Origin of the sequence: Nocardia sp. CC213A (assembly GCF_030766805.1) — a bacterium.
Lineage (GTDB): Bacteria > Actinomycetota > Actinomycetes > Mycobacteriales > Mycobacteriaceae > Nocardia > Nocardia otitidiscaviarum.
On the sequence record NZ_JASFXA010000004.1, the window covers coordinates 453761 to 468441 of the forward strand.

At 68.1% G+C, this 14681-nt stretch carries 22 protein-coding genes; 6 read left to right on the plus strand and 16 right to left on the minus strand.

Features of this window, described 5'->3' with window-relative positions; translation table 11 throughout:
• Positions 1–40: 40 nt before the first annotated feature.
• The 3 genes from QJS31_RS10460 (at position 41) to QJS31_RS10470 (ending at position 2049) form a co-directional block, all read left to right on the plus strand.
• Positions 41–472: a hypothetical protein gene (locus tag QJS31_RS10460; RefSeq protein ID WP_306356543.1), complete on the plus strand. Its 432-nt coding sequence runs from the start codon at positions 41–43 to the stop codon at positions 470–472.
• A 170-nt stretch (positions 473–642) separates the two neighbouring features.
• Positions 643–1107, plus strand: coding sequence for a hypothetical protein (locus QJS31_RS10465; protein WP_306356544.1), 465 nt, complete (start codon positions 643–645; stop codon positions 1105–1107).
• Between the two features lie 360 nt (positions 1108–1467).
• Complete coding sequence (locus QJS31_RS10470; RefSeq protein WP_282778719.1) at positions 1468–2049, plus strand: putative glycolipid-binding domain-containing protein; 582 nt, start codon at positions 1468–1470, stop codon at positions 2047–2049.
• Between the two features lie 12 nt (positions 2050–2061).
• On the opposite strand, the gene QJS31_RS10475 is transcribed toward QJS31_RS10470, so the two are convergent.
• The 13 genes from QJS31_RS10475 to QJS31_RS10535 form a co-directional block, all read right to left on the minus strand.
• The gene (locus QJS31_RS10475; RefSeq protein WP_282778718.1) at positions 2062–2586 is read right to left on the minus strand and encodes a hypothetical protein; all 525 of its coding nucleotides are present in this window, start codon (positions 2584–2586) and stop codon (positions 2062–2064) included.
• Positions 2587–2858: 272 nt separating this feature from the next.
• Positions 2859–3155 carry a 30S ribosomal protein S17 gene (gene rpsQ / locus QJS31_RS10480; protein ID WP_282778717.1) on the minus strand — a complete coding sequence of 99 codons (297 nt, stop codon included), beginning with the start codon at positions 3153–3155 and terminating at the stop codon, positions 2859–2861.
• Positions 3152–3391, minus strand: a complete 240-nt coding sequence (rpmC, locus tag QJS31_RS10485) for a 50S ribosomal protein L29 (protein WP_029923614.1) — start codon at positions 3389–3391, stop codon at positions 3152–3154. Before rpmC ends, rpsQ begins: the two co-directional genes overlap by 4 nt.
• Positions 3391–3807, minus strand: coding sequence for a 50S ribosomal protein L16 (gene rplP, locus QJS31_RS10490; RefSeq protein ID WP_029923613.1), 417 nt, complete (start codon positions 3805–3807; stop codon positions 3391–3393). Before rplP ends, rpmC begins: the two co-directional genes overlap by 1 nt.
• A gap of 3 nt (positions 3808–3810) precedes the next feature.
• Positions 3811–4617, minus strand: a complete 807-nt coding sequence (gene rpsC, locus QJS31_RS10495; RefSeq protein WP_282778714.1) for a 30S ribosomal protein S3 — start codon at positions 4615–4617, stop codon at positions 3811–3813.
• Positions 4618–5019: a 50S ribosomal protein L22 gene (gene rplV / locus QJS31_RS10500; RefSeq protein ID WP_306356545.1), complete on the minus strand. Its 402-nt coding sequence runs from the start codon at positions 5017–5019 to the stop codon at positions 4618–4620. It lies immediately after the preceding gene.
• Positions 5016–5297: a 30S ribosomal protein S19 gene (rpsS, locus tag QJS31_RS10505; RefSeq protein ID WP_029923610.1), complete on the minus strand. Its 282-nt coding sequence runs from the start codon at positions 5295–5297 to the stop codon at positions 5016–5018. Before rpsS ends, rplV begins: the two co-directional genes overlap by 4 nt.
• 14 nt (positions 5298–5311) lie before the next feature.
• Positions 5312–6142 carry a 50S ribosomal protein L2 gene (gene rplB / locus QJS31_RS10510; protein WP_029923609.1) on the minus strand — a complete coding sequence of 277 codons (831 nt, stop codon included), beginning with the start codon at positions 6140–6142 and terminating at the stop codon, positions 5312–5314.
• Between the two features lie 33 nt (positions 6143–6175).
• Complete coding sequence (rplW, locus tag QJS31_RS10515) at positions 6176–6481, minus strand: 50S ribosomal protein L23 (RefSeq protein WP_029923608.1); 306 nt, start codon at positions 6479–6481, stop codon at positions 6176–6178.
• The gene (gene rplD / locus QJS31_RS10520) at positions 6478–7173 is read right to left on the minus strand and encodes a 50S ribosomal protein L4 (protein WP_282778709.1); all 696 of its coding nucleotides are present in this window, start codon (positions 7171–7173) and stop codon (positions 6478–6480) included. Before rplD ends, rplW begins: the two co-directional genes overlap by 4 nt.
• A complete protein-coding gene (gene rplC / locus QJS31_RS10525) occupies positions 7170–7835 on the minus strand; it encodes a 50S ribosomal protein L3 (protein WP_143982819.1) in 666 nt (221 codons plus the stop codon). The genes rplD and rplC overlap by 4 nt, the downstream gene beginning before the upstream one ends.
• A 14-nt stretch (positions 7836–7849) precedes the next feature.
• Positions 7850–8155 (minus strand): 30S ribosomal protein S10, encoded by a 306-nt coding sequence (gene rpsJ, locus QJS31_RS10530; RefSeq protein WP_003938093.1) that lies wholly within the window; start codon positions 8153–8155, stop codon positions 7850–7852.
• A gap of 432 nt (positions 8156–8587) precedes the next feature.
• Complete coding sequence (locus QJS31_RS10535; protein WP_282778705.1) at positions 8588–8980, minus strand: hypothetical protein; 393 nt, start codon at positions 8978–8980, stop codon at positions 8588–8590.
• A 462-nt stretch (positions 8981–9442) separates the two neighbouring features.
• On the opposite strand from QJS31_RS10535, the gene QJS31_RS10540 reads away from it, so the two are divergent.
• Entirely contained in the window at positions 9443–9919 is a 477-nt protein-coding gene (locus QJS31_RS10540) for a hotdog fold domain-containing protein (RefSeq protein WP_306356546.1), read from the plus strand.
• A gap of 29 nt (positions 9920–9948) precedes the next feature.
• Here the strand turns inward: QJS31_RS10540 and rpmI are convergent, their stop codons facing one another.
• Both rpmI and QJS31_RS10550 read right to left on the minus strand, forming a co-directional pair.
• Positions 9949–10143: a 50S ribosomal protein L35 gene (gene rpmI, locus QJS31_RS10545; RefSeq protein WP_306356547.1), complete on the minus strand. Its 195-nt coding sequence runs from the start codon at positions 10141–10143 to the stop codon at positions 9949–9951.
• Positions 10144–10346: 203 nt separating this feature from the next.
• The gene (locus QJS31_RS10550; RefSeq protein ID WP_282778700.1) at positions 10347–11012 is read right to left on the minus strand and encodes a hypothetical protein; all 666 of its coding nucleotides are present in this window, start codon (positions 11010–11012) and stop codon (positions 10347–10349) included.
• A 286-nt stretch (positions 11013–11298) separates the two neighbouring features.
• On the opposite strand from QJS31_RS10550, the gene QJS31_RS10555 reads away from it, so the two are divergent.
• Positions 11299–11907: a hypothetical protein gene (locus QJS31_RS10555; RefSeq protein WP_306356548.1), complete on the plus strand. Its 609-nt coding sequence runs from the start codon at positions 11299–11301 to the stop codon at positions 11905–11907.
• Between the two features lie 93 nt (positions 11908–12000).
• Complete coding sequence (locus tag QJS31_RS10560; protein ID WP_282778697.1) at positions 12001–13224, plus strand: lycopene cyclase family protein; 1224 nt, start codon at positions 12001–12003, stop codon at positions 13222–13224.
• A 328-nt stretch (positions 13225–13552) separates the two neighbouring features.
• Here QJS31_RS10560 and QJS31_RS10565 read toward each other — a convergent pair whose 3' ends face one another.
• The gene (locus QJS31_RS10565) at positions 13553–14581 is read right to left on the minus strand and encodes an SDR family oxidoreductase (protein ID WP_282778695.1); all 1029 of its coding nucleotides are present in this window, start codon (positions 14579–14581) and stop codon (positions 13553–13555) included.
• Positions 14582–14681: the final 100 nt, after the last annotated feature.

A 14681-nucleotide genomic window follows, 5' to 3' on the forward strand; every position in this document is an offset into this window, starting at 1 on the left:
CTCCGTGTTTCCGCTCGATCACCGTCAGCGAAAGGTAGCCATGTCGAGGATTGTCGCCGCCACCGCCGCACTCGCACTCGCACTCGGAGCGGCCCTGCTCGGTTCCACCGCGAAAGCCGCTGCGGCAGTGCCGTTTCCCGCCGTCGTGACGCTCGCGTCCGCCGGAACCTGCGCGGGCGAGATCAGTGCGGTGGCGCTGCCGGGCAATGGGGTGGCCGCAATCTATCTGCGCGGTACCTTCATGACTCCGGTGCCCCAGCCCGCCTGCGTAGCCACCACCACCATCGCGTGGCGCAATCTCGACAGCGGCACCTCGGGCACCGCCGGGGCCGATGTCACCGGGAGTCCCGGCGGGCGGCCCGGACCGATCACGGGCGCGGTGCTGCCCACCGGTCCGGGGCGCGTCGAGGCGTGGGTCTCGACCGTGCCGCTGCCGCACCTGCCGAGCATGGTCAGCTTCACCGTCGGCTGAGCTGCGGTAACGCCCATGCGGCGGGGTTCGACATACCCTGCGAACTCTCGCGGAGCGGGCTCGTACACCGCCGCCCCGATCGTCGGCACGCTCGAAGCACCCGAAGCGATGCGCGGAGCACTTGTCGACGACGGCACGACCACACTCGTCAGCGCGAAAGGCAGGCTCCCATGATCGCCACTCTCGGTCGCACCGCTGTACTCGGCATCGCCGTCACCGCCGCCCTGGTCGCCACCACCGGCACCGCCTCGGCGGCCACCGCCTTCTCCCCCACCTACACCCTCGCCACCGGCTGGACCTGTGCGGGCGAGGTCAGCGGCACCGCCATCCCCGGCCCCAGCGACTACAGCGCCCCCGGAGAGGCCGCCGTCTACCTGCGCGGCACCTTCTGGAGCGCCACCCCGGGCTCCCACCAGTCCGGCTGCTCCGTCACCGCCACCGTCGACTGGCGCAATCTCGACACCGGCGCGTCCGGCTCCACGGCGACCGTGGTCGTGGGCGGCCCCTTCGGCGAAACCGGGCCGGCCACAGGCGTTCTCCTGCCGACCGGCCCCGGCCGCGTCGAGGCGACCGTCTCCACCGCACCCCTGCTGCACCACCCCGGACAGGCCACCTTCACCGTCGACCCGGCCTGAGTGCGTCCGGCGGCGAAAACGGCGGGATGACACCGCCGCCGAACGGCAACGCAGTACCGAACCACCGCCGGCAGAGGCAGCTCCGGGCGGACGGATCACCGGCGACCACCCCCCGGTTTCGCGCACCGGAACGACGGACGTGCCGAACCGGATGCCGCGCATCGACTCACCTGCGCCGGCGGCCGGGGCGTGCGCAAGCAGGTCACCTGCACCCCGCCCTCCAGCACGCCTTCGAGACCGGTCACACCGAGGAGGAAACTCCTTTGGCACGGCGGCCGCTCGCACCGTGCACAAGGGGGTCGGCACGCCTCGTTCGGGCGAGCGGAGATCACCGCGCCGTCACGGTGGCACAGTGGTGGGATGAGGTTCGATCACCTGCCTCGAATGGCTGCTTGGCGGCATCGCGGGGCGCGCGAGGGGTTCGAGGTCGTCTTCCCGCGCATCACTGATTCCGGTGTCCTGATAGATGGTCACACCACCGCCGTCGAGGAGGGGCGAGGCTGGTCGGTGGACTACTCGATCGAACTCGACGGACACTGGCGCACCCGCGCCGCGCGGGTGTCCGTGCGTGACGAGAAGGGTTGGCGGACCGTTCGATTGGCGGCGGACGGGGCGGGGTGCTGGACCGTCGACGGCGAACCGGCACCCGCGCTGGACGGGTGCGTCGACATCGACCTGGAAGCCTCGGCCTGCACCAATACCTTTCCCGTGCACCGGCTGCCGCTGGCCGCGGGCGTGGACACCGCCGCTCCGGCCGCTTACGTGCACGTGGCGGTACCGACGGTCACCCGGCTGGAGCAGCGCTACCGCCGCTTGCCGGGCGAGGGGCCGGGGCACCGATTCGATTACGAGTCACCGGAATTCGACTTCCGGACCACGCTGGTGTACGACGCGGCAGGGCTCATCGTCGACTACCCGGGAATCGCGGTGCGGGCTACGTAGCGGGCGGAACTATCAGCAGTAGAAGCAGACGCCGTTGGCCGGGAGCTGGGTGAAGCAGGAATCGCAGACCGCGACGCGGGCTTCCTCGGCGGGCTTGGGCTCGCCCTTGCGGACGGAGGCGTTGCGGCTGGCGGCCACCTTCGGGGTGAGGGGCGGGATGCCGCCGTCGGCGGGCACCTCGCCGTGCGCGGCATAGCACTGCCAGCGCGCGTAGGCGGCGTGCAGTTCGAGGTCGGTGGGAATGGGCAGCCCGGCCACCTCGAGGATGTACTTGTAGTGGTCGCCGACCTTGTGGTTCTGGCGCACGCACAACGCCGCCAACGGCGGTTCACCCGCGGCGTGGCAGCGGCGGGTCACCTTGCGCAGGATGGCGTCCATCCAGGTGCGGGTCGGCGCGCTGGTGTGCACACCGGACATCTCCTGCACTCGCTCGGCCAATTCGTTCACAGTGACGAAATGTCCGTATTCCGAGGCGGTTTCGACCAACACCTCGTGCGCGGCCAATGCCCACGCCACCGAGGCGTCGCGGAACGACACCGCCTCTCCATCACTCGCCCGCCAAGCACCCGAAGCCGTAGTCACCGCACTCATAGCACCAAAGAAGATAGCGGTCCAGCGCCGCTCGCGCCAATACCACGGCCGGTGTGTGAGAGATCTGCGCGACACGAACGACCCTGTGCCGGAACGCACGAAGGCCCGCTTCCCCCGAAACGGGAAGCGGGCCTTCGCACAACGAACCAACCAGTCACCTGGTCCGGGGCCACGGGGCGGAGCCCCCGGGTACCCACGGGGCCGGAGCCCCGCGAGTCCTACTTGGCCTTCTCCAGGACCTCGACCAGACGCCACCGCTTGGTGGCCGACAGCGGACGGGTCTCCATCAGCTGCACGCGGTCGCCGACACCGGCGATCTCGTTCTCGTCGTGGGCCTTCACCTTCGAGGTGGTGCGGATGATCTTGCCGTAAAGCCGGTGCTTCACGCGATCCTCCAGCTCGACCACGATGGTCTTGCTCATCTTGTCGGAGACGACGTAGCCGATGCGCACCTTGCGCGAGCCACGCTCCTCCTGCTTGGCCGGCGTCTTGGCCGGGCCCTTTACGTCGCTCATGCGGCGTCTCCCTTGCCTTCAGGACCGGTGGCCAGGCCGAGCTCGCGCTCCCGCATGACCGTGTAGATACGCGCGATCTCATGCTTGACCACACGCAGGCGCCGGTTGTTCTGCAACTGGCCGGTCGCCATCTGGAAGCGCAGGTTGAACAGCTCTTCCTTGGATTCGCGCAGCTTGGCGACGAGCTCGTCTTCGGTGAGCTCGCGCAGCTCTGCAGCCGGAGTTCCGGTAGCCATCAGAACTGCTCCTCCCTGGTCACGATCCGGCACTTCATCGGGAGCTTGTGCATCGCGCGGCGCAGGGCCTCACGAGCGGTCTCCTCGTTCGGGTAAGACATTTCGAACATGACCCGACCGGGCTTCACGTTCGCGACCCACCACTCGGGCGAACCCTTACCGGAACCCATGCGGGTTTCGGCCGGCTTCTTGGTGAGCGGGCGGTCCGGGTAGATGTTGATCCAGATCTTGCCGCCACGACGGATGTGGCGGGTCATCGCGATACGCGCCGACTCGATCTGCCGGTTGGTGACGTAGGCGGGCTCCAGGGCCTGGATGCCGTATTCGCCGAACGCCACCGAGGTGCCGCCCTTGGCCATGCCAGAGCGCTTGGGGTGATGCTGCTTACGGTGCTTGACCTTGCGAGGCATCAACATAGGTCAGCCCTCCTTGGACTCTGCCGGAGCGTCGGCCACCGCGGTAGCGGTGCCCTGACGCCCGGCCTCGGTGCTGGTCGCCGTGGTGCCCTGGGCACCGGAACGACGCGGACGGCTCGGCCGCTCACGACGCTCGCGACGCTCACCGGACGGCGCGGCGGTCGCGGTGACCTCACGCTTGCCGCCGACGATGTCGCCCTTGTAGATCCAGACCTTCACGCCGATGCGGCCGAAGGTGGTCTTCGCCTCGTACAGGCCGTAGTCGATGTCCGCACGCAGCGTGTGCAGCGGCACGCGACCCTCGCGGTAGAACTCCGAGCGCGACATTTCCGCGCCGCCGAGACGGCCGGAGCACTGCACACGGATGCCCTTGACGTTCGGCGAACGCATGGCTGACTGGATGGCCTTGCGCATCGCGCGACGGAACGCCACACGGTTCGACAGCTGCTCGGCCACACCCTGAGCGACGAGCTGCGCATCCGACTCGGGGTTCTTGACCTCGAGGATGTTCAGCTGCACCTGCTTCTTGGTGAGCTTCTCCAGCTCGGCGCGGATGCGGTCGGCCTCGGCGCCACGACGGCCGATCACGATGCCCGGACGCGCGGTGTGGATGTCCACCCGCACGCGGTCACGGGTGCGCTCGATCTCGACCTTCGAGATGCCGGCCCGCTCCATGCCGGTGGCGAGGAGCTTGCGGATCGCGACGTCTTCCTTCACGTAGTCCGCGTACTGCTTGTCCGCGTACCAACGCGACTTCCAGTCGGTGGTGATACCGAGGCGGAAGCCATGGGGATTGATCTTCTGTCCCATTTACTTTGCCCCTCCCTTCCGGCGGCTACGAGCTGCAGCGCCGGCAGTGGGCACGCTCTCGACCTCGATGGTGATGTGGCTGGTGCGCTTGCGGATCCGGAACGCGCGGCCCTGGGCACGCGGCTGGAAGCGCTTCATGGTCACGCCCTCGTCGACGTAGGCCGTCGAGATGACCAGGGTCGCCGGGTCCAGGCCGAGGTTGTTCTCGGCGTTGGCCGCGGCGGAGGCCACGACCTTGGCGACCGGTTCGCTGGCGGCCTGCGGAGCGAACCGCAGGATGTTCAGCGCGTCCTCGACCCGCTGGCCGCGGACCATGTCCACGACGCGGCGCGCCTTCATCGGGGTCACGCGGACATGCTTGGCGGTCGCGCGCGCGGTCGGGTTCTGAGTATCAGTGCTCATCGCCGCTTGCTCTTCCGATCTTCCTTGACGTGGCTCTTGAACGTGCGGGTCGGCGCGAATTCACCGAGCTTGTGTCCAACCATGTTCTCCGACACGAACACCGGCACGTGCTTGCGGCCGTCGTGGACCGAGAACGTGTGGCCGATGAAATCGGGGATGATGGTGGAACGACGCGACCAGGTCTTGATGACCTGCTTCGAGCCCTTCTCGTTCTGGACGTCCACCTTCTTGAGGAGGTGTTCGTCGACGAACGGGCCCTTCTTGAGGCTGCGTGGCATCTTTAACCTCCTCCTTAACGCTTCTTGCCGCGGCGGCGGACGATGAGCTTGTCGCTCGGACGGTTGGGCTTGCGGGTACGGCCCTCGGGCTGGCCCCACGGCGAGACCGGGTGGCGACCACCGGAGGTCTTGCCTTCACCACCACCATGGGGGTGGTCGACCGGGTTCATGACCACACCACGCACGGTCGGGCGGATGCCCTTCCAGCGCATACGGCCGGCCTTGCCCCAGTTGATGTTGGACTGCTCGGCATTGCCGACCTCGCCGATGGTGGCGCGGCAGCGCACATCGACGCGACGGATCTCGCCGGAGGGCATACGCAGGACGGCGTAGGAGCCTTCCTTACCCAGCAGCTGGATGCTCATGCCGGCGGCACGGGCCAGCTTGGCGCCGCCACCCGGACGCAGCTCCACCGCGTGGATGGTGGTACCGGTCGGGATCGAGCGCAGCGGCAGGTTGTTGCCGGGCTTGATGTCGGCGCCGGTGCCGGACTCGATCTTCGTGCCCTGGGTGACGTTCTTGGGCGCGAGGATGTAGCGCTTCTCGCCGTCCGCGTAGTGCAGCAGGGCGATGTTCGCGGTCCGGTTGGGGTCGTACTCGATGTGCGCGACCTTGGCCGGGATGCCGTCCTTGTCCAGTCGACGGAAGTCGATCAGACGGTAGGCGCGCTTGTGGCCGCCACCGCGGTGCCGGGTGGTGATCCGGCCGTGGGCGTTACGACCACCGGACTTGGTGAGCGGACGCAGCAGCGACTTCTCGGGGGTCGAGCGGGTGATCTCGGCGAAGTCCGAGACCGAAGCACCGCGGCGACCCGGGGTCGTCGGCTTGTACTTACGGATTGCCATGAGTTCTTCTCTGCTTTCTGGAGCTCCAGCCGCTTACGCGACCGGGCCTCCGAAGATCTCGATGGGCTTGCTGTCGGCCGAGATGGTCACGAGCGCGCGCTTGGTGCTCTTGCGCTTGCCGTAACCGAAGCGGGTCCGCTTGCGCTTGCCCTGACGGTTGGCGGTGTTGACGCTGGTCACCTTCACACCGAAGACCTTCTCAACGGCGATCTTGATCTGCGTCTTGTTCGAGTCCGGGTGCACCAGGAAGGTGTAGGTGCCTTCTTCGATCAGCCCGTAGGACTTCTCGGAGATCACCGGCGCGAGCAGGATGTCGCGGGGATCGGCGATGGTGGTCACTTGCTCTCCTCCTGTGCAGCTTCGGCGGGGCCGTGCACGAAGGCGTTGAGCGCCTCGACCGAGAAGACCACGTCGTCGCTCTTGAGGACGTCGTAGGTGTTCAGCTGGTCGGGAGCGATCGGGTGCACACCCTGCAGGTTCGCCACGCTCTTCCACGCGGTGACATCTTCACGGCCGACCACGACCAGGATGTTCTTCCGCTCCGACAGCTCGGCGAGGAAGGACTTCGCGGTCTTCGTCGACGGAGTCTGGCCGGGGACCAATTCCGTAATCACGTGGATGCGCTCGTTGCGGGCCCGGTCCGAGAGGGCGCCACGCAGCGCGGCGGCCTTCATCTTCTTGGGCAGGCGCTGGCTGTAGTCGCGCGGCTGCGGGCCGTGCACGGTGCCACCGCCGGCGAACTGCGGCGCGCGGGTCGAACCCTGACGGGCGCGGCCGGTGCCCTTCTGGCGGTACGGCTTCTTGCCACCGCCGGAGACCTCGCCCCGGGTCTTGGTGGCGTGCGTGCCCTGGCGGGCCGCGGCCTGCTGGGCCACGACGACCTGGTGCATCAGCGCGATATTGGCGGTCACGTCGAAGATCTCCGCGGGGAGTTCGACGGTGCCGTCGGTCTTGCCGCCCGGTGCCTTGACCGGGAGGGAAAGATTCGCCTTCTTCTCGGCGTCGGATTTCTTAGTGCTCACAGCGCTCACGCCCGGGCACCACCCTTCACTGCACTCTTGACGATCACGACGCCGCCCTTGCGGCCCGGGATCGCGCCCTTGATCAGCAGCAGGCCGTTCTCGGCGTCCACCTTGTGGACCGAGAGGTTCTGCGTGGTGACGCGGTCGTTACCCATGCGACCCGCCATGCGCATGCCCTTGAAGACACGGCCGGGGGTGGAGCAACCACCGATCGAACCCGGACGACGGTGCACGGCCTGCGCACCGTGCGAGGCACCCTGGCCGCGGAAGCCGTGGCGCTTCATGGTGCCCGCGTAACCCTTGCCCTTGGAGGTGCCGGTCACGTCGACGTAGCTGCCCTCTTCGAACACGTCGGCGTTGATCTCCTGGCCGACCTCGAAGGTGGAGGCGTCGGCGACGCGGATCTCCACGATGTGGCGGCGCGGGGTGACGCCGGCCTTGGCGAACTGGCCGGAGACCGGCTTGTTCACCTTGCGCGGGTCGATGGCGCCGAAGGCGACCTGGACGGCGGAGTAGCCGTCGCGCTCCTGGGTACGAATCTGGGTCACGACGTTGGGACCAGCCTTGATGACGGTCACCGGAACGACGCGGTTCTTCTCGTCGAAGACCTGGGTCATGCCGAGCTTGGTGCCCAGGATGCCCGCTGCCGGGCGGCTCTTGTTGTCAGTCATATCTGCAGTCCCCGTCACTGAATGTTGACGTCGACGCTGGCCGGGAGGTCGATGCGCATGAGAGCGTCAACCGTCTTCGGCGTCGGGTCGAGGATGTCGATCAGCCGCTTGTGCGTGCGCATCTCGAAGTGTTCGCGCGAGTCCTTGTACTTGTGCGGCGAACGGATGACGCAGTACACGTTCTTTTCGGTCGGCAACGGCACCGGGCCGACGACACGGGCGCCGGTGCGGGTCACCGTCTCGACGATCTTGCGCGCAGACGCGTCGATCGCCTCATGGTCGTAGGCCTTGAGCCTGATGCGGATCTTCTGTCCCGCCACGCTGAGTGTCCTTTTCTCCGCTTACGTTGTGGCACTGGAGCTTTCGCTCCCGAACCACCCTCATTTGCACAGCCCGAACACACGAAGACGCATCAGCTACCAACTCGACCGGGGCGCACCCCGCTCCGTCACCGCTGTTCATCTGTCATGGTTCTTCCGGCCCACGCGGTCGGGCGTGTCGCTCAGCCGCTCATTCCTCGGCCCCGGATGAAATCCTTATGAGCCTCGGAACCTCGTTCCGGACGCACCCGCGCCGCACTCGGCCGGGTACAAAATTGGGTCTTGCTCACCCGCTACCACCAGCGTCTTTCCACAGAACAGACGCAGCCCGGTGCGGGCAACCCGAACAGTATGCCTCGAGGCGAGGGGCGATCTCAAATCGCCCCCCTCCCCGATCAGCGGCCGATGACGCTGGTCACACCGCTACCCACATCAGGGCAGATCCTGCACGATCAGGAACTGGTAACCCCCGGCGAGGGCCGGGTCCACCAGCGCGATACCGACCTGCCCCTGCCGCGCGGCCGCCTCGTTCACCACCGCACCGGGCGTGGCATAGAGGAGGCCGTCCACGACGGGCAGCACCGAGTCGTCGTCGAGGACGAAGCCGGTCCGCTCGGCCGGCAGGAACTGGGTCAGCAGCCCCGGAATCGCACTGCTGCCCAGCGCGGCGGTCTCGGCCGGATCGAACTCCAAGCCGAAGTAGACACCCTGGGCCGGTTCGATGACCGGGTTGACGGCGGCGGCCGACGCGGCCCCCACCGTGACCATGGCGGCCGCACCCGCCAGCGCGATCCCCAGCGACGCGACAGCGGTCTTGATACGCATGTTTTCTCGAGCTCCATTCCCCCGACAAGCCGGCGAGTTGGCACCGGCACCAGCTGCTCGATGTAGCTCGGCAGCGGCGACACCCTAGACCAAAAAAGCAACCAACCAGTTCGCCCGCGAACCGGTTGCCCCTGCGTCACCTACGAACCACCCGGTGCCCCCGAGTCGGCATACGCTTCGAACATGGCGGAACTGACGGTACAACTGCCCGACGACCTCGCCGATGCGATCATGATCGCGGCAAATGGCGACATGTCCAGCTGGTAGCCGAGGTATGCGAGGAAGCGCTGCTGCGAGCTGCGGTACGTGGCGAACTGGACGTTGAACGAAGGTCGCCCGCCGCATTCATCTCGCATGCCGACCGCGACGAGGAGATGGCGGCATTCCGGTCCTGAACCAGTCCCAGCCGCACAGCAACGCGGGCCGCTGCGCCCGTATCTTACTTTCGAGTAAGATACGGGCATGAGCAATGAGACCTCCACGCTGCGCGGCTGGAAGAAGCTGCCCGACAATCGGCTGGGCCACGCCCTCTTCTCGCTCGGCATGGTCGCGCGGGTGCCGTACTTCGGCACGGTGCTGCCCAGCGTCGTGCGTCTGGAGCCGGGGCTGTGCGAGGTGACCGCGCCCAAGTGGTTCGGCATCCACAATCACCTCGGTACGTTTCACGCCATCGCGGCTTGCAATCTGGCGGAGGTCGCCATGGGCATGCTCAGCGAGGCCACGGTCCCGACCACGCACCGGTGGATCCCCAAGGCCATGAACGTCCAGTACCTCGCCAAGGCCAACTCGGGCCTGCGCGCGGTCGCGAAACTGCCCGAGGTCCCCGACTTCGACGCGATCACCGAGGGGCGGGACCTGATCATCCCCGTCTCCATCTACGACAAGACGGGCCTGGAGGTCGTCCATGCCGACATCACCACCTGGGTGACGCCGAAGTAGTCGCGGCGGACTCCTCGGATCCCCGCCCCTCAGATCCCCAGCATCCGCTTGACCCGCTTGCGATCCGCCTTGGCGAAGTCCTCTTCCATATTCAACCGCCGCATCCGCGTGGAAGGCTTCTTCTCCAAGAGGTGATTCTTGTTCGCCTGCGCTCGTCGCAACTTCCCCGAACCAGTCACCTTGACGCGCTTGGAAATTCCTTTGTGCGACTTGTTCTTCGGCACTCGAACCACCATCCCTGAAGCGCCGGACGCCGTGCGGATATCCCTCCAGGGTAGAGCTCGCGTTACCCGCGCGAGTCCGAATCCGGAAGTGCCGCTGCGAGGTTCGAGTTGCGGGGAATTCACAGGAGATCAGTCCGGCAAAAAGGCGATGGATATTCGATCGCCGATGACGGCAGCGCCGCGAATCGCCCAGCGGGACAAGGTCAGGAGGCTACGCAGACCACGTAGCGCCGCTCGTCGTAGACGAAGCCTTGGTCGCCCGCGGAGCAGGCGTTGACATCGGTGGTGTTGCGCTTGATCTCGACCACCCGGACGCGGCCGGGGGCGGCGGCGGTGCAGTCGACGGGGGTGGCCATGTCGCCGGAGAGGTCCATGCAGGTGCCGGGGACCCAGGCGATGTCGAGGCAGAGGGCATCGTGTTCGCCACCGGGGAGGGTGCGTCGGTGGGAGTGGTCGATATCGCTCGGGCAGGGAGCGCCGTCGGTGGCCAGGTGGGTGACGATGTAGGCGGAAGTGCCGCTGCCGCAGGCAGTTTTCGCCAGGGCGGCGTCCGGGCCGCCGACGGCCACGCAGTCGCCGACGGTCAGTTGCAGTTCCGGGCTGCCCTGGCTGACCGTCTTGTGCACGAGCGCGGAGGTGGCCGGGGCGGCGGGCGCGGCGGCCGCGATACCGGGCTGCGTCGCGCCGTCGACGACGGCGGTCTCGGTGGCGGCCACCGATGTCGTTGTGGCGCCGCGGTTCTCCACCGCCGCGGCGCGGCGCTCGGCGACCTGCGAGAGCACGGCGGCCAGCGCACCTGCCGTGGCCAGCGCGCCCACGATGACGACGCCCGCGAGAGCGATTCCGGCTCGGGCCTTTCGAGGCGCCATTTTCTGCCCTTCCCTGCAATGCTTCGAACCTCAGGCCCGCCCCGCTCGAAGTGTCGGCTGATTACGACATTCAGGACATGTCCTACACCACCGGCCGGGGCACCGTCTAATTGTGAATGTGCACATTTTTACAACGCTACTTCGGGCAATTGTCCAGATTTCATTCTGATAACGATGATCGCGATGGGCTCGCCAATCTTGTTTGCGGGCACCAAGGTTCGAACGCTGTAAACGTTCGTACATTCGGCCTGCGCGGGTCGAGGGTTTGCCAGAAGGAATTTCCTGAATGAAGTTCGGCCGCTTCGCCACCGTCGCGTTCCTGACCGTCGCCGCCCTGGGGATCACCGCGGGCGGTGTCGGCGCGGCACCGGAGTCCACCCCGCGTGAGCTCTCCGCCAGCGGCGATGACCAGGGGGTCCGCTATCACGCCGTGCTCTCCGACTTCTCCCGGTCGCTGACCACCGCCGTCTCCGGCGGCACCTTCGCGGTCGATGCCGACGCCACCGCCGTCACGCTCACCTCCGACGCCGGGGAGGTGGTTGCCACGGTGCCGCTGGCCTACGAGATCTCCGGCACCACCGTCGAAGTGGCGCACCGCATTTCCGACGACGGCCGCGAACTCGCGCTCGAACCCACGGTGACCGCGAGCGAGATCGGCGAGATGCAGCCCATCAACTCCATGGCCCGGCTCACCAACGAGATCAACGACAACGTGGTGGGCGTCGTGGTCGGCGGCGTGCTGGGCGGCCTCATCGGCACCGTGCTCGGCATGGGCTTCTTCAGCATTCTGACCGGCCCGATCGGCCTGCTGGTCGGTGCGATCGCCGGTGGCTACGCCATGGGCGGACAGCCCTTCCTGGACGCGGTGACGGCCGTGGTGACCGGCCAGCCCTGACCCGCCGCGCACGACCGCGTCCGCCCCCGGGGAACCGGTGCGGGAACCAAGGGTGGTCTGGCGTACGCCCGGCACGGCTGTTTGAATGCGGGTATGAGTGGCCTGGAGATCGGCAAGGAAGCCGATGTGTGCGTGGTGGGGCTCGGGCCGACGGGGCGGGCGCTGGCGCATCGGGCGATGCGGGCGGGACTGCGGGTCGTCGCGGTGGACCCGCGCCCCGAACGGCTGTGGGTGCCCACCTACTCGTGCTGGGTGGACGAGCTGCCGGAGTGGCTGCCGCACGGCGCCATCGCGAGCCGGATCGACCGCCCCGTGGTGTGGACCACCGCCGAACGCCGGATCGAGCGCCCCTACTGCGTGCTGTCCAAGCGCGGGCTGTGGGATGCGCTGCCGCTGGACGACGCCACCGTGCTGGCACAGCGCGCCCGGACGGTCGAGGCGCACCGGGTGGAGCTGGCGGACGGCACCGAGGTCGTGGCCGGGGCGGTCTTCGACACCCGCGGCCAGGCATCGCCAGGGCAACGCCGAACGGCCAGCGCCCACGGCATTTTCGTGGACGAGGACCGCGCCGCGCCCATGGTCACCCCGGGCGAGGGCCTGATGCTGGACTGGCGCGACGAGAACGGGGCGGGCCCGGACGCGCCGCCCTCGTTCCTGTACGCGGTGCCGCTCGGCGACGGCACGGTGATCTTCGAGGAGACCAGCCTCGGCCTGCGCGGCGGAATGCCGCAGCACGAGTTGCGGCGGCGCACCCTGAATCGACTGGCGGCGCACGGCATTCGACTACGCGGTGACGAGAAGAGCGAGGCCGCGCACTACCCGCTGGACTACGCACCGCCGAAAGCCGGTCCGGGGCAGGTGATCCCCTTCGGCTCCCGGGGCGGGATGATGCACCCCATCACCGGTTACTGCGTGGCGGATTCGCTGTCACTGGTGGATACCGCACTGGATGCCCTCCAGCGCGGCGACGATCCGATCCAGGCCATGTGGCCGTGGCGGGCGCGGCTGGTGTACTGGATGCGGATGCGCGGCGTGTACGGCCTCGGCCGCCTCACCACCGCACAGTCCAGATCCATGTTCGACGCGTTCTTCACCCGACCGCCGCGCCAACAGCGGGCACTGCTCTCCGCCCACGACGACTACACCGCACTGAGTGCGGCGCTGTTCATGACCGTGGCCACCACCTGGCCTTTCCGCTGGCGCTACGACCTGGTTGGCTGGACCAACCGCAACCGCTGGGTGGGATACGACTTCGGACGCGCGTCCGACACCGACGAGATCGTCGCGGCCGCGGAGGAACTCCCCGGTCACCTGTAGCGCCACCGAACGTCCGGGGCGAGGCCGCTGCGCCGACGGCCGGTACCGGACATGATGCCCGGAGATCGACCGTTCCATCGCGCTGGGCGCTTCGCCGCCACCGTCTGCCCGGGTCACCCGGCCGGTCGAGGCGGCGCGGAGGCGGTCGGCGTCGATCGGCTCGCCGCACGAGCCTCGGTCGGCTCGGTCGGCTCGGTCGGCTCGGTCGGCTCGGTCGGCTCGGTCGGCTCGGTCGGCTCGGTCGGCTCGGTCGGCTCGGTCGGCTCGGTCGGCTCGGTCGGCTCGGTCGGCTCGGTCGGCTCGGTGCGAGCATCTGTCGTCGCCGGGGTCACACCCAGTTCTCGATCCAGTACTTCCAGATGATCGGCGCGTACCCCGCCAGCGGCGGCACCTTGATATCCGTCCCGGCCAGCGCCTCGGCGGCGCGGCGGCAGTCGAACCAGCAGGTGAACTCGCTGTGCTCGATGATCTCGGTGGGCACCCCGACCTGGCGCAGGATGCGACCCACGCCGGGCATCCGCAGCGTCATGTCGAGGGTCTGCTTCGGCATGACCTCGACCAGATGCGGCGCTCCGGCCTCGTCGGCGAAGAGGTTCAGCGCGTCGGCCACGCTCTGGCGGCGCGGGTCGACCAGATGGAAGGTGGTCCCGGACTCGGCGGCGGCGTGCGCGATATGGTCCAGCGCCCGCGCCACGAAATCGACCGGCACCATGTTGGTTTCGCCCAGCTTCGGCGCCACCACCGGCAGCAGCCGCGGCAGCTGCGCCGCCATGCGCAACAGCCGGAAGAAGTAGTACGGCCCCTCGATCCGGTCGATCTCGCCGGTGCGGGAATCGCCGATCACTATGGAGGGCCGGTAGATCCGCCACGGCACCGAGCAACTGTCCCGCACCGCCCGCTCGGCCTCGAGCAGCGACCGCTGCCAGGGTGTGGCGAGCACCTGCCCGACCTCGAACATGTCCTCGGAGAAGCGGCCCTCCCAGTCCCCCGCCACCGCCACATTCGAAATATGGTGCAGCGCACCGGCCGACAGCTCTCCGGCCAGGCCCACCACCCGCCGGGTGCCGCCACCGGCGCCGATCGCGTCGTACCCGCCCGCCAGATGGAAGACGTGCGAGATCGAACCGCGCTGCGCCGCAATCCAACGCGGGTCGATGCCCATACCGGGTGCGCTGAGGTCGCCGCGCACCGGCCGCACCCGGTCCCCGGCCGCCCAGCCGCGTAGGCAGCGGTTGAAGCGCAGGACCGAATCCTCGCCCGGCCGTACCAGCACGAAGACCTGTTCGCCGCGTTTCAGCAGCTCCGGTACGAGGAATCTGCCGATGAACCCGGTCGCTCCGGTAACCAGGTAAGCCATGGGCTCACCCTAGCGTGACCCATGACACACCCCGGCGGGCGCATCCTCGCGAGCCGGTCATACCGGACGCGTGACTCGCCGCGACCAGGCGGAGATCGAC